Source organism: Winogradskyella sp., from assembly GCF_965228925.1.
In the GTDB taxonomy this organism is placed as follows: domain Bacteria; phylum Bacteroidota; class Bacteroidia; order Flavobacteriales; family Flavobacteriaceae; genus Winogradskyella.
On sequence record NZ_OZ245845.1, the window covers coordinates 4,800,676 to 4,823,470 of the forward strand.

Consider the following 22,795-nt stretch of genomic DNA (forward strand, 5'->3'; position numbering starts at 1 on the left):
TTGTTTAATATTGAAATTGAAATCCAAATAAAAATGTTGTCGGTTGTGGATAGAATCCGCGATCTATACCTATATCTAAATTAGCATTAGGATTCGTAGAAGCATTTCCTATTTCAGGATCACCACCATCATAGTAACTAATAGTCCAGAGGTTTTGTCCTTGTACATAGCATCTAATGTTTTCGAACCCGATCCTATTCGCCCAGTTTTTAAAACTGTAACCAATGGAGACATTTTTAAGTTTAGCAAAGGATCCATCTTTGATATAGAAGTCTGACACCTCACCTTGCGAGCCCGCTAAACCAGACAACACGGGTCTTAAACCATTAAACAAATACTCTCTAGGTCGGTTGGAATAGGGTACAGCTGAATTATAACGTGCATCAAAAATATCATTGCCAGTAGCTCCATAAATGTTGGCACTAAAATCGAATCCTTTAAAGGATGCGCCAACCAAAAAACCATAGGTAATATCTGGATAAGGATTACCGATAGTTGTTCTATCGTCTAAGTCGGTGATCGACGCACCGTTTTCATCTACGGTATTAACAACGCCATCCCCATCCAAATCTTTAAAAACCAGTTCTCCTCTATTATTAATGAAATCGACTTCATATCCATAAAACGCCCCTATGGGCTGACCATCCAAAGTATTAGTAACAGGTGTTGCAAATTGTCTCAAGTTTCCTCCAGTGAGTGTCCCAGGAGGTATTGAAGGATCTGCATTAAAGGTATTTTCATTAAAACCTATGTTTCCAGTAATATTCCAGGCAAAACCGCCTTCTTCTTTAGGGAACGTTCTAAAGGAAACCAAAGCTTCAACTCCTCGGTTAGTAACGCCTCCGGCATTGATAAAAGTTTGACCCGGTCCACCACTATCTAAAACTGGTGGCACCTCTAGTAAAATGCCATTAGTCGACTTATCATAGTAATCTAAGGTCACCCCTAGCTGATTATTAAAAGCATTGAGGTCTATACCAATATTAAACTGTTCTATTTCCTCCCATTTAATGTCGGGATTTCCCAATCGTTCCAATTCCCCATTACTATCATAAGACGCATTAAACTCATCTTCTCGAATATTATCAACACCGTTGATACCCCAACTTGCTCTTAGTTTTAACAGGTTAACAAACTTAGACTCGTTTAAAAAATCTTCTTGCGACAACACCCATCCCGCTGAAACCGACGGGAAATATCCTGTTTGATTATTGGGGCCAAATTTTGAGGATTTATCAGCTCTAATCGAGGCTGTAAATAAGTATTTTTCATCAAAATTGTACAAAGCTCTTGCGTACAATGAAAATAACTTCGAGTTATTTGATGCCGTAGTAAATCCATTGGTGGCATCAGAAGGATCCGAACTTGATCTTACATCTGCTAAGGACAATTCTGCCTCATCAAATGTATTTACAGAAAGGTTGTTACCTTGTCTAAAACTTGCAGTACCTTGATCTTGTTGAAATGAGGTTCCTGCTAATACCTTTAAATTATGCTTGCCTATATCCGTAAATGTATATTCGGCGTTGGCATCAAAATTATCTATAGTACGATCCCATTCATTCAAATTAAGTTGGTTGCCGTTAAGTATGAAGAAATTTTGCTCGGTATCTATTGGAGTTCCTGTAAAATCTGGTTGAAAAGCCTTGAAAGTAGCATCTGATGCATAGTGCGAATAAGAAGTATTCACTATTAAATTTGAAGTCACATCCCATTTTACTGCAGCACCTAATTGCGCAATCATCGTATTTAGTTCTTGATCTGCAGCGGCAAGCACATAAAGTGGGGATGTATAAATATTCATGGAGTTTAAGATGACGCCGTTGACATCTACTTGATTCATAGCATTAAGGCCTCCCGTACCAAAACTTGGGTTAAATATGGTTCCCGTAGCACTGTGGGTAGGATAAATCGGTGCAACAGCGTTAGCTGCTGTAACGACACCAATACCTTGAGTTTCATTATTTTGGTTTTCTAGTACTGATTTTTGCCCGAGACCAACAAAATCAGCATTTAGTCTTACGGTTATATTTGGTGCTATATCAAAATCTCCATTGAGTCGAATGTTCAATCGCTCAAAATCAGATTTATCTGGACCACCTATAACACCTCCTTGGTCGAAGTAGCCCGCTGAAAATCCCCAAGCATAGGTTTCCCCTCCATCCGATATGGTAGTTTGAAAGTTTTTTATTGGTGTATCATCATTATAAATAACATCCGTCCAATCCGTATCTGGCAACAAATCTTCTGCTGCTGTTACTTCGGCAATGGTATTAAAGACTGCTGGTCGATATTGCTCTCCAAATGTATTTGCATACTGAATGGCACTTTTGTAGAAAAGTAGGTATTCGTCCTTATTCATTAAATCTGAATCTCTAGTCACATTCTGTACGCCGTAAAAACTATCGAAGGAGACATTAATATGTTCCGTATTTCGTCTTCCTTTTCTGGTTTCTACCAAAACCACACCACTACCTGCTCTAGCTCCATAAACAGAAACCGCTGCGGCATCTTTAAGAACATTTATTGTAGCAATGTCCGCAGGGTTTAAGTATTGTAGATTAGGTACCTGAAAACCATCTACTAAGTATAAGGGATTGGAATTGTTGGGAGTGGATACACCACGAACTCTTACGGCTAAAGGCGAACCTGGTGAACCTGAATTTTGGGCGACAAATACACCAGGAACAGTACCTTGTAATGCTGCTTCGGGCCTAGTCACCGCAAGCTCTTTAATCTGTTTTGACGATACCTTGGCTATCGCAGATGAGACCGTTCGTTTATTCTGTGTCTGTCCTAATCCAATGAGCACAACTTCATCTAAGGTGCTTGAATCTTCTTCCATAACAACATCTATTATGGCTCTATTGTCAACCGCTATTTCTATAGTTTTAAAACCGATATAGCTAAATACCAATATGGCATCGCTCGGTACACCCTCTAATAGATATTTACCGTCAAAATCAGTTTGTGTGCCTTTAGTTGTATTCTTTACAATTACACTAGCGCCAGGTAAGGGTTGCCCGTCGGCAGTAACTGTTCCAGAGACACTTTGGCCAAGTGCAGATGTACTTGAAACAAGCAGTACTATCAGTGCAACTTTTAACAGAAGGTCTTTCATAATTTTTGAGTGTTTTTGATATTGACAAAAAATTGATGTAAAAAGTGCGATATTATCAGAAATCGCGATCTAAATTTATTATTACGGCAATTTGAAATCCAAAAAATGTGAAAAAAGAGTTCTCTTGAAACTTAAACTTAAAATCAGATAAAGGTTAAGAAAATGTTAAGCACATCCATTCGTAATGCTTGCATTTTCAATCGGTTTGAGCGCTTGTTTAAAATTATTGGAGCAGAGAATTTTACGAACTTAAACGTTTAAGTAACTTTTTACTTTTTTATGAGATTTTAATGAAGATTAAATGCAATTATGATTCATACAAAAAACTCAATAGTCACTTTTTATAAAAGTCTGGACCTAGGTGAAGATCTTATATGAAGTAGATGGGGTTACTGTTATGATCGTTTTTTATTTGCCGTATTTTTCCTGTAACACGTTTTACACAAATGAGAAACCGCTTTATCATATTGATAAAGCGGTTGTCAAGGCTATCGGATACTTACCCCTTTACTTCCAATAGCCCTTTTTCAATACCCCTTAATCTTACCTAACTTAAACAAAGGGATTACTCTGCTTTTTTAATCAATCGTTTAATTACTGTGGCGCTGCCACTGGTAATCTTTACAAGATATACACCATCATCATAAGCACTCATGTCTATGGGGCTATCATCGCTTAGCTGCTCCTCTATAATCAATCTACCGTTGACATCGTAAACCCGTACATGACTGGCTGTGGTCAATCCTTTAATTCTAAAGCTCGTGCTCGCAGGATTCGGGTACAACAGAATAGGGCTGTCGGTAATCTCCGTTATCCCCAAGGTATCCACGCCCGCTTCTGAACAGTCATAGGTATCGTTGGTGATCTGTACACCTGGCGTTGTCGTACAGTCGGCCGTAGCGGTACCTCCACAGGCCGTAAAGAACTGGTCCTGAAAAATACCATCGCTGTAGAAACACATCCCTGCATCTTCACTAACATCCGTATAGCGGATCTTGATATGGAACAACACCTTTGGTGTCGAAGTGATCTGCAGCTCCGGTGCCGTCTCCAGTCCGGTAATACCAACGTTTTGCTGAAAGGACAGTGACACCCTTGAAGTGATGTTGTCGTTCTCTATAAAATCCCTGTAGGCCGGTGAAAAGGCCCCAAAGCTATAACCCAGTATGGACCCATCGGGTTGGCTGTACTCGATACTCCCATTGGCGGATATATTCTCGCCAAAGGCCGCTGTAGCGTAGTCCAGGTATACCTGGCCAGAGCCCACGTAAAAGTCCGTTGTGCCCGATATCACAATATCGGCTTCGTAGTAGTCATCAACGCCATCATTGGTGATCTGTGCATTGGCAAAGGCCAAGGTCACATCGGTCGATAACTGCTCTGTGGGGACACTAGGCCTACCAAACTGCTCTCCCCGTCCGATGTTGGGATTGATCAGTGCGTTCACATCCGTGTTCTGGATTTGGGTGTTAAGGTCCATATCGGCATCCTCATAGCCCGCACCACCAATGAGTTGTACTACCACATAGGCATCCGCGTTCTGGATCTGTGAGTTACCATCATAGTCGCCCGTGTACATCCCGTAACTGCCATTGGCCAACAGCACTACCGAACTGCTGCCCCCTTCGACCATGGAAGGATCTGAGGATAGATCAACTTCGGTCACGGTACCGCTCAAGCTTACTGCCGTACTGCTCATAATCCCCACATGGTTACGGTGCTTAACCACTACATAATAGGTATCGGCCGGTACATAGAAATTTAGTGGTAAGGCTAAACTTATGTCCATAGGGTCCACAATATTACCGTTTCGCGTCAACATGCCAGACTGCCCTGCTATGACCACCGTAGGGTCATCCTTGTCTCGCAGTTCTACCCAGACCCAATCTACGAAGGCACCAAGACCTGAATAACTAAAAAACGCGGGTAGATCATCTGGTGCAGCAGCATCCCCATATGGGGATATCGTGATTTCACTTGTGTTAGCGACACGAAAATCATCGCGCATCAAAGTCTCCTCGCCTGCATTTGGAGTTACAGCCGCCCCTTGTAAATACACTTTTGGGGTCACAAAAATATCGGTAGGACAGCTTAAACCGCCATCGGTAATCGTCCAATTGAGTCCTGAGGGATCTGTTAAGGTATTTCTTGCTGTTTCTCCTAAGCAATAGTGACTGTTTCCCCCATCAAAGACAATGTTTAAAGGAACTTGTGTTTCTCCTGCATCAAGCGTCGCCCACCCTATTAACGTGTCATCATAGTTTTCTGTTGAAATTCCAGCATTTTCAAACATGCTACGCATACCCGAAAAAGGACCGACTTCATTTATATTACTGATATCCCAAGCACCAAGGCTTTGGTCAAAGCTCGTCGCATTATTAAACATATTGCTTAAGTCGGTAACCTGACCAGTATCCCAGCTTCCTATATCTTGGTTAAACGCATTTGCTCCTGAGAACATCCACTCCATATTGGTGACGTTGGACACGTCCCAATCGTTCAGCGGCTGGTTGAATACATATGCCTCTTCGAACGTCCTGAACATACTGGTGACATTGGAGACATCCCAGGTATTGAATGCGGTAGTGCCAATCAGTGAACTACATCCTCCGAACATGACCTCCATATCGGTCACGTTCGACAGGTCGGGAGCGTCCGTTGCCGTGACATCTAGGTTCTCACAACCTAAGAATGCATCTTTCATGGAACTCCACTGGATGTCCCCCCATTGTGTAACCCTTGTTAACTTTAATCGATCCTGCTCAGGGGCAAGCCCAAAAATTATTCTTGGGAAGACGCCCCTTATCGCTATGGTCTTGGTGCCACCGATGCCATCGGTCACCCCATAGTCATGGGTTGCCTCCCCTGTTAACCCCGTTTCTACAGGCGAGCCATCTCCCCAGTCCACCTCATAATAGTAGTCCTCATGCGCTATTATGGGCAGGGTGAGCTCCAGAGCATCACCTTCCAGTTCCCACTGGGTAATAAATGCATCACCCGAACATTGCCCATTAACACCACCATCTAAATAGGTCCCCGTTGTCAGCCCGATCAAAATGCCGCGCTCCGCCACGGCAAAGCACACCTGGTTGGAGCCCCCATCAAAGTCTTGTACGCTCGGCAATTGGGCCTCCCCGACGTCCAGCGTCGCAAAGCCGATGATGGTATTGTCGTAGTTCTCCAGGGACAGGCTGGTGCCAGTAAGGAAATCGTCCATGTCGGTAGCCGAACCAATGTCCCAGCTACCTAGGTCCTGGTCGAAGGCAAGGGCATTCTTGAACACCGAGCGCATGTTGGTCACCACCGACACGTCCCAGCCCTCCAGCGGCTGGTCGAACACATGGGCCTCGTTGAACATGCTCTGTAGATTGGTGACTCTGGAAACGTCCCAGCCGTTCAGAGGCTGGTCGAAGGCCAATGCGGCTAGGAACATCCCCTCCATGCTGCTGATGTTGGAAACGTCCCAGTTGTTGAATGCTGATGTCCCCACAAGGTTGTTACAAGCTGCGAACATATAGTTCAATGAGGTCGTCTGGGAGAGGTTGGGCGTGTCCGTTGCCGTCACATCCAAGTTCTCACAGCCCAGGAACGCATTCGCCATGGTGGACCATGGCGTGCTTCCCCATTGCACCACCTCCAGGATGTTCAACCTGTCGCCAATGCCGTTGAACGCGATGGCATCTAGGTCTCCCGTGACCGTGACCTGGTAATCGCTTCCGATGGCACTGTATGTATGCGTTGGGTCATCCGTGGTGACAGTCTCTAGTGCGGTACCATCCCCCCAGTCTATGGTGACACTGTCCGCGCCAAGGGTAATCGGCAACGTGATGGTCTGGTTGGCAGAGGTGGTCTCCCATCTGGTCACAAAATCATATGCAGAACAACTTAGGCCGCTATCATCGATTTCCCAATCATAGGTTCCGATTAAGAGGTTCCTCGCGTCCTCTCCAAGGCAATATTGGCTGTTCCCGCCATCAAAATATAAATTCGTCGGGATCTCGGTCTCCCCAGCATCCGTATCCAGGGTGCTCCAGCCCATAAGCAGCGCATCGTAATTGGCCGTGGACAGGGTCGCATTGAAGAACATCAGGAGTGCAGTGTTCAGGCTCGAGATGTCCCAGCTGCCAAGGTCCTGATCAAAGCTTTCTGCATCATAGAACATCCCCATCATCCACTCCACATTGCTTACGTCCCAGTTCCCTAGGTCCTGATCGAAGGCCTCGGCATTGCGGAACATTGCAGCCATATTGATGACCTCGGAGACATCCCAATCGCCGAATGAGCTGTTCCCTACTAGCGAGGTACAGTTCCTGAACACCAGGCTCAGCGAAGCGTCACTGTCCAGGTTGCTCAGGTCCGGCACGTCCGTTGCCGTGACATCAAGGTTCTCACAACCAAAGAACGCCGCTTCCATAGAGCCCCACTGGATGTCCCCCCATTGGGACACGGACAGGATGTTCTCCCTGTTGCCCCCATTATTGAAATAGATCCTTGGAAAGTCCCCGTAGATCCGCACTTCGTAGGTGCCCGCCACCGCGTACTGGTGCAATGCATCACCGGTAAGGCCCGTTTCCGCATCGTTGCCCGAGTCGCCCCAGACCACCGCATAGTCATAGCCGCCTCCCTGTGTGGGGATCGTTATGGTCTCCCCATCGCCAACCTGCCATGTGGTGATGAACGGGATACCGCTTATCCCCAGGCAGGACACATCCTCTGGGCCGCCATCGGTGATGGACCAGTTGAGCCCCAGGAGCACGTCCCGCTCGTCCACGGCAGCACAGTATTGGCTGTTACCGCCACTGAACTCAATATCCGATGGGACCTGGGTCTCCCCGGCACTGGTGTCTAGGGTGCTCCAGCCCGTGAGCAGCGCATCGTAGTTCGCCGTGGACAGGGTCGTGCTATAGAACATATCCGCCGCGTCCGTTAAACTGGAGAGGTCCCAGTCGCCAAGGTTCTGGTCAAAACTGGTCGCGCCACTGAACATCTCGCTCATGTCGCTTACCTTGCTGGTACCCCATGTGTTGAATGTTGCCGTACCCTGTAGGTTCGTACAGTTTTTGAACATTCCCGACAGACTGGCAACAACACTCAGGTCGGGCGCATCGGTCGCTGTCACCTCCAGGTTCGTGCATCCAAAGAAGGCATCGGCCATATCTTGCCAGACGATGTCCCCCCATTGGGACACCTCAATCAGTCTTTCCCTGTTCTCGAGACTTGTCAGGCCCATGGCCATCCTTGGAAAGTCCCCATAGATCTTCACCTCATAAATGCCCGCGGCCCCATAGCTGTGCTGCATAGACCCAGTGGTGCTCGCCTCTATGGATGTACCGTCCCCCCAGTCTATGAAGTAATTGTAGTTCAATAGCGGGTCGTACCCGATAAGAATCACAGGGTTCTCTGCCCCAACATCCCATTTCGTTATGAACGGCGCCGTGTCCTCCGTACAGCTTGCACTTTCCGGGCCCCCATCCGAAATGTCCCAGCCATAGGTGGTCAGGAGCATGTTGCGGGCCTCCAAGGCATTGCAATATTGACTGTCACCGCCACTGAATTCTACACCTGATGGGACTTGGGTCTCCCCCGCTACGGTGTCCAGCGTACCCCAGCCCATAAGCAGGGCATCGTAGTTGGCTGTGGACAGGGCCACGCCATCGAACATACCCGCAGCGGATATCAAGGCCGAAATATCCCAGCTGCTAATGTCCTGATTAAAACTTTCTGCGTTTTTGAATAGGCTTACCATATTGGTAACATTGTCCACATCCCAATTACTGATATCCTGGTCGAACACGTAAGCTTGTTCGAACATATAGCTCATATCAATGACATTGAGCACGTTCCAATCATTCAGCGGTTGGTTAAACGCATTTGCTCCAGAAAACATCCTTTCCATATTGGTGACGTTGGACACGTCCCAATCGTTAAGCGGTTGGTTAAACGCATTTGCTCCTGAGAACATCCTCTCCATATTGGTGACGCTGGAAACTTCCCAATCGTTCAGCGGCTGGTTGAACACATGCGCCTCGTTGAACGTCCTGAACATACTGGTGACATTAGACACGTCCCAGGTATTGAATGCGGTAGTGCCTATCAGTGAACTACATCCTCTGAACATGGCCTCCATATCGGTCACGTTCGACAGGTCGGGAACGTCCGTTGCCGTGACATCCAAGTTCTCACAATCTAAGAACGCATCTTTCATGGAACTCCACTGAATGTCCCCCCATTGTGTAACCCTTGTTAACTTTAATCGATCCTGCTCAGGGGCAAGCCCAAAAATTATTCTTGGGAAGACGCCCCTTATCGCTATGGTCTTGGTGCCACCGATACCGTCGGTCGTCCCATAGTCGTGCGTCGCCGCCCCCTTTATCCTGGACTCTACAGGAGCGCCATCGCCCCAGTCCACCTCGTAATAGTAGTCCCCATTCGCTATGGGCAGGGTGAACTCCAGAGCATCACCTTCCAGTTCCCATTGGGTAATAAAGGCATCGCCAGAGCATTGTACGCTGATACCGCCATCCGAATAGTTCCCCGTTGTCAGCCCGATCAAAATGCCGCGCTCCGCCACCGCGAAGCACACCTGGTTGGAGCCCCCATCGAAGTTTTGTATGCTCGGCAACTGGGCCTCCCCGGCGTCCAGCGTCGCAAAGCCGATGATGGTGTTGTCGTAGTTCTCAAGGGACAGGCTGGTGCCCCTAAGGAAGTCGAACATGTTATCCGCCGAACCGATGTCCCAACTGCCAAGGTCCTGGTCGAAAGCAAGGGCGTTCTTGAACACCGAACGCATGTTCGTCACATCAGACACGTCCCAGTCGTCCAGCGGCTGGTTGAAGGTATGGGCCTGGTTGAACATGTCCTTTAGGTTGGTGACATTGGAGACGTCCCAACCGTTCAGTGGCTGGTTAAAGACAGATGTTGCAAAGAACACCCCCTCCATACTGCTGATGCTGGACACGTCCCAGCTGTTGAAGGTCGCTGTCGCCACGAGGTTGGTACAGTCTGCGAACATATAGTCCAACGAGGTCGCCCCGGAGAGGTCGGGCGTGTCCGTTGCTGTCACATTAAGGTTCTCGCAGCCCGCGAACGCATTCGCCATAGTGGACCATGGCGTGCTTCCCCATTGCACCACCTCCAGGATGTTCAACCTGTCGCCGGTGCCGTTGAACGCGATGGCATCGATGATCCCCTTGACCTCAATCCGGTAATCGTTTCTGGCGGTGGCATAGCTGTGCGCCGGGTGGTCCGTGGTGACGATCTCCTTGCCGCTGCCGTCGCCCCAGTCGATCTCAAGGGCGCTTCCCCCCAGGGTGATCGGGAGCGTGATGGTCTGGTCAGCAGCGGTGGTCTGCCACTTGGTGATAAACAGGAAATCGTCACAGTTGTCGTCACCGAAGGTGATCGTGGTCATCGCCTCGCATTCCCCACCCCCATCAAAACCCACGTTGATGATCTCGCCCTCTGAAGGAAGGTAGCTGGTCGGTTCGGTGATCAATATCGTGGTCCTCACATAGAATCGCCCCATGCCGAGCGGGCCGTCCCCCACCGCTATGGTGCTGGCCTCCGTGCCGGTCTGTGGGTCGTATGCGATCACCTTATCGTTCGCGTTGTCGATGATGTAAAGCATCGTGCCATCGGCATTGAAACTCAGCCCCCTCAGGCCGTTCGCCACCCCGTCCTCTATAAGGCTGTAGCTCGTCACGTTGCTGCTGTTCGTCCGGCTAAGCACCCCAGAGCCCTCGTCACCATACACGGCGTACACGTCACCATTGGGGTGCACCGAAAGTCCGTTGGGCGAGATATAATCAAGGGAAAGCGTCCCCGCCACCGTGTTGGTACCGGTATCTATGATGCTGAGCACGCCGTTAGGTGGGCTGTTCTGGTCCCAGCCACTGCCCACATAGACCTTGCTGCCGTCGGCGCTGACCCCCACTTCCCTGGTCCGGAACTGTTGGCCAAGATCTATGGTCTCCAGGGTGATGCCCGTGGCAATCTCCACCACTCTCACGTTGTTGTCGACCTCGTGCGCCACATAGGCCTTGGTATCGTCAGGGCTCAAGGCGATGCCCCAGGGGGTGTTACCCACATCAATGGTCCCCGTGACCGCATCGGTCGACGTATCGATAACCGAGATGTTGTCACTCACCGCATTGGTCACGTAGAGCCGGCTCCCGTCAGAGTTGAAGGCCGTGCCTATGGGATAGTTCCCCACGGCAATGGTCTGCACCACCGTGTTGGTCGCCACCTCTATCACACTGACCGTGCCACTGGTGATATTGGTGACGTATACCCTCTGGTTGTCAGGGCTCACGTTCACCCCCCAGGGGTTAGTACCCACGGGGATCGTCTGTATCTCCTCGTTGGAGTTAAGGTCCACCACGCTTACCGTGTGGTCCCGGAAGTTGGGGACATACAGGCGCTCGATGTTCTTGCTGTAGGTGAAGGTCCCGCTAGCCGTGGTGATCTGGTCCTCCAGGCCGGTGATGTCAAAGGGCTCGTTGAAGCAGAAATCTGTGGTGACAGGACTCAGGGACAGTACGCCGTTGACCACCGTGACCTCCACGGTCACATCGGGGAACTCGCTGTTGCTCTTGTCCAGGGCGACGAACACGCTGCCTATGTCAGAGCAGTCAAAGCTGCTGGACCCGGCCGGGACGCTATAGGCCGCGATAATATCGGCATCGCTGTAGCAGTTGTCGCTCACCGTGAAGACAAGGTCGGCCATTCCCAGACTGCCCACGCCACTCGCGTTAAGGTTCACCGTTACATCGGCCACTGAGGCCAGGATTGGGGTCGCGTCGACCACCGTGATCGTCTGCGATATGGCCGGGAAGTTGTCGTCTGACCTGGTTAGGGAGAACGTGTGGGTGCCGACATCCCCACAGTCTAGGTTGCGGAAGGACGTCGGTATGTTGTAGTATGCCTCAGCTTCCGATTGGGTGAAGCAGGGCGTTGACAGGTCCACGGAAATGTCCAGGTCGCCTACGCCAAGGGTGGCCTCGCCGTTGCCGTCCAAGACGATCTCCAGGTCGTTCGTCGTGGGTATCCCAGGGGCCAGTTCCGGATAGACCCCGGTGATCTCCACCGTGATCTCACAGGTGCTCGTGTTGCCTATCAGGTCCGTCGCCTCTACCGTAATGGTATTCTCTCCAAAGTCCCCACAGCCAAAGGTACGGGTCTCCCCATGGCCCTGTATCTCCAACGAGGCGATACCGCAGTTGTCGCTAGCCGTGGTAAGATCGCTTACATCGATCGTGAGACTGGGGTCACTCCCGAGGTCGTAGACGTATTCGGTAACGGTGCACTCAAGGACCGGCGGCTCGTCGTCCGTGCCGATGTCCCCAACGGTGTGGGTATAGGTGTCCACCACCACACCGTTGTAGCTCAGCTCGAAATCATAGGACCGGTTGGCCTCCAGGCCACGGAATATCCCCGTGGTGTTGACCTGGTCGGTGTCCAGGCGCCTGTAGGTGAACTCCTCGTTGCAGCCCCAAATGGCATTGTCCTGAGTGAACTGGATGCTCTGCCCGAGGCAGGCGACATCCGCGCTGATGTCCGCAGGGTCGTTGTTGGCCGGAATGTTGGGTCCCGTCAACACGTTTATAGTGTTACCAAAATTTAGGATCGTCCCGGCATTGCCACTAATGAAACTCATAGCTTGTGAATGATTGATGATCCAACCGTTGTTGGTAATAATGGTATTGCCGCCAGTGGCATGTACTCTAATCTTATAAGAAGACCTATTGACCACCCCCGAACATGGGCTGTTGAAGAATTCGGCATTACCAAGTGTTATAATGGCAGATACTTCATGATTGCCCAATGAGTCAGGGGTCAGGGCACCGATAAAGATCAGCCCCCCATCTTCATTGGTAAACCTGCCATCTCCTGATACATCTATTGCTCGGAATGTGTCGCCTCCATTAGGCCCCGCCGGATTGAAATGGTCTATCCTGATCTGGCCACCTTTATTGGTAAACAAGCCAAATACTAACATGCCAACTTGAGAATGCTGCCCAAGCCTTTGATTGATGTTGATACGGCCCGTGGCATTGTTAATAAAATCAGTGTTAATTTGTGAAATTAATATGGCATATATTTTACAAGCATCTATATCTATGAGGCCATCGTTGATGAATTGTGGTGTATCATCTTCAATATTTATTCCAAAGTCAGCCTCTTGTATATCTATTGTACCGTTATTAGTAAACTCATTTCCAGATACTCTTAGTCCATCATCTGTGATATTTTTAATAACGATGGTGCCATTGTTGGTAGATACGCCATCATCAGTTGTTAAACGAATTCCATTGTTTAATGCATTTTCTATATCGATGGTGCCATTGTTCGTAAATACGGGATTATCAAGTAAGATGATTCCATCGTTTGTATCTTCTATATTGATGGAACCCCAATTCGTAATAGTGGTGTTGTAACGCGTATAAATTCCTGCCCCGCCCTGAGCATTTTCTATATTTATTTCTGAATTGTCATAATTGAGGATTGTTGCGTCAAGCCCGTAAATAGCGTGCCCACCATTAATGTCATCTGTTCTTACAATACCCTCGATGTTTACAATACCTGAATTTGCTAGATTTCCAAGGTTTTCATTGATAAATGTCGCTCCTTGGTGTATGTAAATCCCAAAATACGTTTCCAAATTACTACTACTACTATTTCCCTCGATATTGATGACGCCATTATTTGTTAGCCTGGCGTTAAGTCCTATCGTGATATTCCCTTCTAAATAGAATGAATTCGTTCTACTTATGTTTAGAACGCCGCCATCCGAGATGGTCATTGTTGCTCCATCAGCGACTAATAGGCTATTAATGTATACTTCACTGTTCTCAAGAATAGGCTCATTGGCACTAGGGCCAATGTATACAGAACTTAAATGTGGAACTTCGCCATTTGACCAGTTGCCTGGGTTGTCCCAGTTTGAATCTTCAGCCCCGGTCCATGTTTGGGCAGAAAGGGTGGCACTGAACAAGCAAAAAACAAGGAGAAGAATGGTCTTAATACCTCTGGTAAAACCGATAGAAGAATCAGTATCTGGTGTAATCTCCTGGGGCTTGCCTTCTTGCTGGAATGCTGAAGAAAGGCATATGTGCAATGGGGCTTTAGTTTTCATAACCTAATAATTTTAATTATTTGCAAGATATTTGCCATCGGCTTATCAGGAAATAAGTGTAGATGCTTAAATACTAAGTAGCAGTACGTATATTAACTAACAGTACAAATTTGGTACACCAAGAATCAAAAACGTTAAGATTACATATAAAAACCTCCAACAAAAAAAAGTTGAAGGTTTTACTTGCAGCGGGAACTGGATTAACATGTTTCGCTTGTTGGACCTTGAATCTCATTAGAGGTATCTCTGCAACATATTCTTACCCATAGAGAACAGCAAGAACAGCGGTTAGATAAGTTAAAGAAAGTCATAAATAAGATGGAGAAAGAGATTCTGGATATAGTTCTCTATAAAGCCTATTCGATCTCAGGGAGTAGGCTAGGTATTTTGGTCCGGGAAGCCAGAATAAAATGATGCGACGACATGGAATCCATGATAAGAGAAAAAAATAAATACGTAAAACACCTCGATTAGCTGTTACATTACTTATGGTATTTTAAAATTCCGAAACAATTATTCGCAACCAGTAAAGCTCCTTTCACAAATAGTAATAAGAATTACAAACATATTTATATTACTCTTGAGTTTTATCCATCAAACAAATCTCGGAGATTTTGAAATCTCGACCTAAAATTGACTTCATTATGAAAACAAATTTCTTTTTAACTTTATTTTTTTTAATCAATATTTTAACTCTTCAAGGGCAAAATGTAAATAATGATTCTATTGCTAATATTATTGATAGTCAAGTTTGGGAACCTTTCTTAGATTCCTACAACAAAAATGATTTCACAAAATATCTCAGTTTACATACTAATGATGTTTTAAGAGTTGGAAATTGGGGAATAAGAACAGGAGATGCATTTAAAGAGAATGTCATAAAATGGTGGAGTAAACCAAATAGACCTAAGAGAGAGATGACGCTTAAGTTTGAGCATCGTTTATACGATGGAAATACAGGCTATGAAGTTGGCTATTATATGATATCTTCTGCAGACAAGAAAGGGGATTTAACTAAATACTTTGGAAGATTTCATATTGTACTGAGGAAAGTCGATGGAGCATGGAAAATAGCTCAGGATTGGGATATAGATACTGTAAATGGCGAAAAAATAACCGAGGAGCTGTTTGAAAAAATAAAGGATTAATAGGTGTTGAATGGATATTGAAAAAGAAATTTTCAAGGACTTAAATTGGAAAAAGTTTATTCTCGTTCTTTTTCTTATCTCAGTTTTGTTAACCGTCTTTAAAACGTTTAACTATAGCTTAATAAAAATAATTGATGGTAATGAAACCTACTGGCAAAGTAGCTTTATTTTTAGTATCAGTGTGTATATTGTTTGGGGCCTATTAACACCTGTAATTTTTGTTACTTCAATCCGATTTTTTTTTAGAAGCGCTAAATGGTATAGTTATGTTTTAAAGCATGGGCTTATCATGCTACTAATTGCGCCAATCCATGCATTTTTATTTTCTAGCTTAAATTTTTTCATGAAGTCACAATTGACTTTGTGGACACCAAATGACAAGACTAATTATGTAGCTTACATGTCTAGATCATTTCCAAATATGTCGGCCCATTCTGCATTAGAGTATATTATTTTAATAGGTCTGCTAACGGGCTATATTGTCTACCTAAAAAGCAAAAAGGTATCCGAATATAAAGCTGAGGTAGAGGACAATTTAAATAAGTCTCGTATTATAAACTTAAAGTATCAGCTTCAGCCACATTTTTTGTTCAATAGCTTGCAAACCATATCCAACCTTATCCGTGTAAATAAAAATAAAGCTGATGAGGCTATCGCTAATTTAAGCGATATTTTAAGGTTCTCAATTAATCAATTAAACAGTGACTCTGTCAAATTAAAAAAAGAGATAGAAATTACAGAAAAGTATTTGTCTTTTCAGAAAGTACGTTTTGGAGATTCAATAGATTTTTCAATTAATCTAGAGCAAAGTACTTCTGAAGCGGTAGTGCCTTCCTTAATTCTTCAACCTCTTGTTGAAAATTCAATAAAACATGGATTTGAGACTTCGGGCAGATCTATTCTTATTATTATAAGAGCATATATTCAAGGAGATAAAATTGTATTAGAAGTAAGAGACAATGGCCCAGGATTTGAAACCAATTACTATGAAAAAAAGAACTCAAATGGCTTAAAAAACTTAACTAATAGGTTAAAATACTTTTACGATAATGCCTTTGATTTTATAGTTAAAAATCTCCCTGAAGGTTCATCAGTAAAAATTATAATCCCGCACATTCATGATAAAATATAGTGTAATTGTAGCAGAAGATGAACCATTGACCAGACAAAGAATAATCGACCTTCTGGAAAATCAAGGTAATTTCAACGTCATTAAAGGAGTTTCGAATGGTGCAGAAGCTGTAATGGCAATAAAGCTTTATAAACCAGACATTATTTTCTTGGATATTATGATGCCACGCCTTAATGGTCTTGAAGTATTAAAGGAGCTTTCCCCAAAAGATTATAAATTTTTAGTTTTTATTACCGCGTTTGAAAATTATGCAATCCAAGCTTTTGAAAACGAAGCCTTAGATTATTTACTTAAACCTTTCGATCTCAAAAGATTTATGAAACTTATTGAACGTATAGAAAGATATATGGACATGGAGCAGAAAAAAGACACAGATAAATTGATAATAAAGGAGAAGGGAGAAATTTTTAGAATTGATTTAAATGAAATCATTTACATAAAAGCTGAAAATAATTATGTAGTGATTGTTTTGAAGAACCGTTCTTTTAAGAAGAGAACTAAAATATCGTTCATGTTCGAATACTTGAATCATAAGTTTTTGCGCGTGCATCGTTCGTATATTATCAATAAAAGTGAAGTTTTAAAGATGAAGCATGTAAAAAGTGGAGATTACGTAATAACAATGTCTAATCACAAAGCGATCATCTCATCAAAATCCTATAGAGATAAAATAAAGCTGCTTATTAAATAACTCGCCACTTAAAAGGATTATTCTACACATATTTATTCTTATTGCTTATATAGAATCGGTTAATTGAATTTCATAAAAAACTAAAGCTATGAAAATCAAACTAACTCAATTATTACTTATTCTTTCCCTTATGTCATCATGTAATAAAAATGATGATGAGACAAACTCACCACAACAACTAGAGACATTTCCAGCTACAAATGTTGTACTATCCGATATTTCAGATACGGACACTTTTGCTGATTTAGCGGTGTCGTTTAATAAAGCTACCGATGAGACAGGCATATTAGAATATAGAATTATAGTGACAAAAATGGGGGCGTCATTTACTATCGCTCAAGCGAATTTACTAAGCTCAAATCAGTATAATGTTGTAGTTCCCAATGGTGCTGACCATACCATAAATTTAACAGATAGTTTGAGAGATTCAGACAACGACCAACTTATTGATGGAAATAGTTATGCTGTGTATATTTTGTCGGTTGCCGATGGTGTTGATGCAGATGTAAATGCATTATCAATTGCTTCTGGCACCTTACAGGTCATAAATCAAATTGCGGCTATTGAATCGACCATAGAAGAAGAAATGGGAGTTTGGGGCATAAATGCCCTAGCCGTAGCAATGGTCGATGAAAATGGAATCATATATTCTAAAGGCTTTGGAATACACAATACCCAAAATCAATGGCCTGCATCGGAAAACACTTTATTTGTAACATCTTCTCTTTCCAAGCTCATTGTTTCTGTGGCCGTCATGCAACTCGTAGAACAAGGATTGGTAGATTTAGATGAAGATATAAACACTTACTTTGGATACAATATAAGAAACCCTAATTTCCCTGATATTCCTATTACACCCAGAATGGTGTTATCGCACCGAGCTTCCTTGGCCAATCCCAACGGGAACGAAATTTTGGAATTAAATCTTCTTTATGAGGCAGGAACTGCTCCTGGACTAGAAGAATGGATACCAGATTATTTATTAACCGATGGTGAACTATATAATCCTGTGATATGGAAGGACTTTGCACCAGGTTCGGGTCAGCACATAAGCTCAAATGCTGGCATGTGTTTAATGGCACATATGGTTGAGGTAGTCACTGGAATGGACTACAGGGATTATACGGAAGACAATATTTTCATCCCCTTAGGCATGGGAAACACCAAATTTAGGATGAGTGAGCCAGGTAGCTATGACGATAATTTATTGTCCGATAATTTCAATGGTGCCGGCGCCCTGTTACCCGCATATTTTGATTTGCAAATGTATCCATCGGGATTGTTAAGAACCTCGGTGGATGAATGGTCAAATTTTTTAGTGGCAATTTTAAACAATGGTGAGTTAAATGGTACTAGAATTTTAGAAGAATCTTCAGTAAACGAAATGGTAACGATTGATTATCCTAATGCGAATTTGGCGTTTGGTGCTGGTGTAGGTTTGGTTTGGAGGCAAGTTGGAGATTGGACAGGACATACAGGAGGTGGCTTTATTACAGCCAGTTCAGACATAAATCTGAACGCTAAAAAAGGAGCAGTCATCTTATGCAACAAAAGAGCTGCTTTTACGGTATCGCCAGACCCTAGTAATGGAAGAATCTATTATGCAATACATGATTACCTGTCTTCTTTAGATTAGATATCTGTAAAACATTATTGATTATGAGTTCATCTACTAATTACATTTTTAAGTATGTCACTGTATGCGTTATGGTACTATTTTCTGTTTCAACGCATGGGCAGAAGCTAATTGACAGCATAGTTTTAGGAAACACACCCTATATGGTAAAAATAGCAAACAACGGTTCGGAAATCTTTTTTGCATGTAAAGATTCTACGGGAGGTATATATCATCTAAAGACCCATAAAACCATTAGACTCAAGGGACATGTCCATTCAGTATCATCCATAGATTATAATAATAAAACGGAGACTGTTTTGACAGGTGCCTATGACAACTGTGCAATTCTTTGGGATAAAAAGGGGGACATACTCGCCAAGCTGAAAGGACACACAAATGGCGTCATAAATGTGGCACAAACAGCTACTTATTTAGGAACCGCGAGTAGAGATGGTACGGCTAAAATTTGGGATAAAAAAGGTGAACTATTGTTTACCCTGATAGGACATACTAAACAAGTGAATGCTATCGAGTTTTTGACCAAGGAAAATAAAATTGTAACTGCAAGTTGGGATGGATCTATAAGGTTTTGGAGTATGGGAGGGAAACCTTTGTTGTCAGTCAGCCCTAACGATTCAGGTATAAGGTGCTTATCAATTTCGGAAGATGGAAAAACCATTTTAGCTGGTCACAGAAATGGCAGTATTACCTTATTAGACAGAAATGGAAAAGTCTTATTCTCAATAGAAGGCCATGATGAAATGGTTAGTGAGATACAGTTTTACGATAAAGGGCAATTAATATCCTGTGGAGCAGACACAAAAATTAAGATATGGGACTTGACGGGAAATCTCAAAAAAGAAATTTTAAAGCACAAGGCATGGGTAAGTAGTATAGCCTGTTCTAAAGGTATTTTAGTCTCTTCAGGCGATTATCCTGAGAATAAAATCTATATCTGGGAGTTTGAAAGCCATAACTAACGTTCAAATTAAATAAGAAAGGATGAAAAAGAGCTTATATATTTTATGCATTCTAATGCCACTTATGAGTTGCCAAAAGAAACCAGAAACAAATGATGTTATAAAAAGCAATCAGGCAAAAGAAATCAGTTTTATAACTTCAGATAGTATCAAAGTATTTGGTGACCTTTACGAGTTAGACAAAAACGCGAAAACGATTCTACTATTTCATCAAGGCGGTTCAAACGCAAGAGGTGAATACCTCACAATAATACCAAAGCTAATCAAAATGGGGTTTAATATCCTTGCTATAGATCAAAGAGTAGGTGGTCAAGTATATGGAAACTATAACCGAACAATTGCTAATATACCCGACTACAACTTTGAGGACGGCTATAGTTATTGTGATGCCCATAGTAATATCGAAGGCGCTTTGGATTTTATAATTGAATCGGGTTTTACAGGGGAAAAAATCCTATGGGGTAGCAGTTATAGTGCCTCACTTGCCATTAATTTGGGGAACAAGAGACCAAATGACATTAATAAGGTTATTGCCTTTTCCCCAGCCACTGGAAATTCAATGAAAAACTGTCTGCCAAACGCCTCACTTGAAACCTTAGAAGTTCCTTTATTACTATTAAGACCCCCTCACGAAATGGGGAGAGAAAATGTGATTGCCCAATTTGAGCTAGCAAAAGCAAATGGTCATCAAACGTATGTTGCAAAATATGGAGTACATGGCGCTTCCATGTTAGTGGAGAGTCGTGTTAAAAATAATACTGACCAAACTTGGGATGTAGTAACGTCATTTCTTGAGCAAAAAGAGCAATAAATACCTAACAAATACTATGAAGCTATTGATAAAACAAATGCAGATAGATTGCTAAATCCTAGACCAATTGTTTTTAGCCTCAAAAAAGCCTAGTTCACAACAGATATTGCAAAAACAGCTGCAGTAGTATTTAATTTCAAGAAAATTAATAAACTATGCTTAGTAGAAAAAAATTCATCAAAAAAAGTGCTCTCATCTTAGGAACAACCATAATAACTCCTGCATGTTATTCCCAAAATACAGAACAAAAGAAGAATATCTATTCTTACGATGAAATAGAGGAATTTGTGTTTGCTGCACACTCAGATTTTGATAAAACGAAAAAAATCGTAACCAACAAACCAACAATTATCAATGCTACCAACCAATTTATAAAAGGTGATTTTGAAACTGCGCTAGGCGGTGCTGCCCATATGGGAAGAAAAGACATAGCGGATATGCTATTAGCTAGAGGAGCTAGGCAAGATATTTTTACGATGACCTTTTTTGGCGAAGATGATTTTATAAAGCAGATGATAAATAAGAGCCCAGAATTGATTAACGCTCCGGGGCCCCACGGCTTTACACTATTACATCACGCAAGAATTGGGAAGCACAAGAAAATGGAAGAATGGTTTCTAAGTAAAGGACTTACTGAAAATATGTTTAAGGATGTTTTTGGTGAAAATTAAATCACTTATAATTAAAGGCAGTAGATGAAATATGATTTTAAGAATTACAGAGAGCAAACAGTTTTGATAATGACATTAATCATTCTGCTATTAGCTGTTATTATTACTTCATTTGTTTTTAACCCCAAAATTCTTAATTACTCGCATAGCACTAGTTCTGATAAGAATGATATAGAATTTACAACCGTAGAAGGCGGGACATTTACAATGGGAAATAAGAGAAATGACGGAAGGATAAATGAGACACCAATAAAACAAGTCTACGTAAAAACATTTCAAATCTCAAAATATGAGATAACCAATGAGCAGTTCTGCAACTTTTTAAATGTAAATGGAAATACTCTTGATGCAGGCGGTCATCCTTTATTGGATATTGAAAGCCCATACTGTAATATAGAAAGAGTCGATGAAAGATATGTGCCGAAAAAGGGAAAAGCCATGCATCCTGTCATAGAGGTCTCATGGTATGGCGCAAAAGCATATGCTAAATGGGTAAACTCTAGATTGCCAACAGAAGAAGAATGGGAGTTTGCAGCTAGTTGTAGAGGAAAGTTTAACAAGTACACCTACGGAAATAGGCTAGATAACAATCATGCCAATATAAAAGGTACTTCATTGGTTGATAGGTGGAATGGAACTAGTCCCGTTGGAAGCTTCCCCCCTAATGAATTAGGCCTTTTTGACATGGCAGGCAATATTTGGGAATGGTGCGAGAGCACATATAAATTATACAATAGCGACACTCTACACGACCCTGTTGACCAAAAGCTAGGCCATGTTAAAGTGGTTAGAGGAGGCTCTTGGAGTTTCAAAAAAGAACTAGCTACAGTGACCTATAGAGCAAGGGAATATGCATCATACTGGAGTTATGACAACGGATTCCGAATCGCGAGATCATTAGAATGAAACAATATTAAATCAATGGTAAGATGAAAAAAAAGACCATCATAGTGATTTTGAGCACAATGTTAGGTGTATTGATTTTCACAAGCTTCACGTTAAAATCATCAACAAAGAAAAATGATTATGGGAAAAACCTATATGAAAACACCACTAAGGAAGATTCAATAAAAACAGTGGTAAAAAACTTCATTGAAGGCTTCACCAAAGAAGATTTTAATAGAGTTAGGAGTTCCTTAGGTAATTCATTTATAATGCTTAATGGCAATTTCTCATGTAACCCTGAAGAATGGGAAGGGCATCAGCATTTAGACCAGAAAGAAATTGACGAATGGATAAAATGGATGTTAAAAAAAGTAACGCCCATATCTAACACCTATGAAATAAAGAGTGTTGACATAAGGAATAATTCAGCCATAGTAACCACACTGGAAACTGGGAGTAATCAGTTTAGAAACTGGAAAAATGAACAAGTTGCCTATTTAATAGGAAAGGTTAATGGGGAATGGCGAATCGTAGGGTTTTTTATAAAAAATATAAAGAACCCTAATTAATATTAATCGAATTCCATTAATAAAAATGAATCACT

13 protein-coding genes and 2 pseudogenes are annotated in these 22,795 nt (G+C 43.3%); 11 read left to right on the forward strand and 4 right to left on the reverse strand.

The features are described 5' to 3' along the window. Positions 1–4: 4 nt before the first annotated feature. The 3 genes and pseudogenes from ACO052_RS19715 to ACO052_RS19725 form a co-directional block, all read right to left on the reverse strand. A complete protein-coding gene (locus ACO052_RS19715; RefSeq protein ID WP_422105520.1) occupies positions 5–3,121 on the reverse strand; it encodes a SusC/RagA family TonB-linked outer membrane protein in 3,117 nt (1,038 codons plus the stop codon). A gap of 565 nt (positions 3,122–3,686) precedes the next feature. Then, positions 3,687–7,892: a BspA family leucine-rich repeat surface protein gene (locus ACO052_RS19720; RefSeq protein ID WP_422108085.1), complete on the reverse strand. Its 4,206-nt coding sequence runs from the start codon at positions 7,890–7,892 to the stop codon at positions 3,687–3,689. A gap of 177 nt (positions 7,893–8,069) precedes the next feature. Continuing rightward, positions 8,070–10,220 (reverse strand): annotated as a pseudogene (locus ACO052_RS19725) (BspA family leucine-rich repeat surface protein); the annotation flags it as partial. Positions 10,221–10,244: 24 nt separating this feature from the next. Between ACO052_RS19725 and ACO052_RS19730 the strand changes: the two are divergent. Next, positions 10,245–10,586 (forward strand): hypothetical protein, encoded by a 342-nt coding sequence (locus ACO052_RS19730; RefSeq protein ID WP_422108099.1) that lies wholly within the window; start codon positions 10,245–10,247, stop codon positions 10,584–10,586. A 645-nt stretch (positions 10,587–11,231) separates the two neighbouring features. On the opposite strand, the pseudogene ACO052_RS19735 reads toward ACO052_RS19730, so the two are convergent. Beyond that, positions 11,232–12,776: pseudogene (locus ACO052_RS19735) on the reverse strand (YncE family protein); the annotation flags it as partial. 9 nt (positions 12,777–12,785) lie between these two features. Between ACO052_RS19735 and ACO052_RS19740 the strand changes: the two are divergent. The 10 genes from ACO052_RS19740 (at position 12,786) to ACO052_RS19785 (ending at position 22,760) form a co-directional block, all read left to right on the forward strand. Further along, entirely contained in the window at positions 12,786–12,947 is a 162-nt protein-coding gene (locus ACO052_RS19740; protein ID WP_422108100.1) for a hypothetical protein, read from the forward strand. 1,952 nt (positions 12,948–14,899) lie between these two features. Then, positions 14,900–15,403 (forward strand): YybH family protein, encoded by a 504-nt coding sequence (locus tag ACO052_RS19745; RefSeq protein ID WP_422105521.1) that lies wholly within the window; start codon positions 14,900–14,902, stop codon positions 15,401–15,403. A gap of 10 nt (positions 15,404–15,413) precedes the next feature. After that, positions 15,414–16,535 (forward strand): sensor histidine kinase, encoded by a 1,122-nt coding sequence (locus tag ACO052_RS19750; RefSeq protein ID WP_422105522.1) that lies wholly within the window; start codon positions 15,414–15,416, stop codon positions 16,533–16,535. Next, the gene (locus ACO052_RS19755; RefSeq protein ID WP_422105523.1) at positions 16,522–17,226 is read left to right on the forward strand and encodes a LytR/AlgR family response regulator transcription factor; all 705 of its coding nucleotides are present in this window, start codon (positions 16,522–16,524) and stop codon (positions 17,224–17,226) included. Before ACO052_RS19750 ends, ACO052_RS19755 begins: the two co-directional genes overlap by 14 nt. Before the next feature lie 88 nt (positions 17,227–17,314). Then, on the forward strand, positions 17,315–18,862 hold the full coding sequence (locus ACO052_RS19760; RefSeq protein WP_422105524.1) for a serine hydrolase domain-containing protein: 1,548 nt from the start codon (positions 17,315–17,317) through the stop codon (positions 18,860–18,862). A 23-nt stretch (positions 18,863–18,885) separates the two neighbouring features. Next, entirely contained in the window at positions 18,886–19,824 is a 939-nt protein-coding gene (locus tag ACO052_RS19765; protein ID WP_422105525.1) for a WD40 repeat domain-containing protein, read from the forward strand. Positions 19,825–19,846: 22 nt separating this feature from the next. Further along, positions 19,847–20,635 (forward strand): hypothetical protein, encoded by a 789-nt coding sequence (locus ACO052_RS19770; RefSeq protein WP_422105526.1) that lies wholly within the window; start codon positions 19,847–19,849, stop codon positions 20,633–20,635. Positions 20,636–20,790: 155 nt separating this feature from the next. Next, positions 20,791–21,306, forward strand: coding sequence for a hypothetical protein (locus tag ACO052_RS19775; protein WP_422105527.1), 516 nt, complete (start codon positions 20,791–20,793; stop codon positions 21,304–21,306). A 24-nt stretch (positions 21,307–21,330) separates the two neighbouring features. Further along, positions 21,331–22,212 carry a formylglycine-generating enzyme family protein gene (locus ACO052_RS19780; protein WP_422105528.1) on the forward strand — a complete coding sequence of 294 codons (882 nt, stop codon included), beginning with the start codon at positions 21,331–21,333 and terminating at the stop codon, positions 22,210–22,212. A gap of 23 nt (positions 22,213–22,235) precedes the next feature. Further along, on the forward strand, positions 22,236–22,760 hold the full coding sequence (locus ACO052_RS19785; RefSeq protein ID WP_422105529.1) for a hypothetical protein: 525 nt from the start codon (positions 22,236–22,238) through the stop codon (positions 22,758–22,760). The last annotated feature ends 35 nt before the right edge of the window (positions 22,761–22,795 follow it).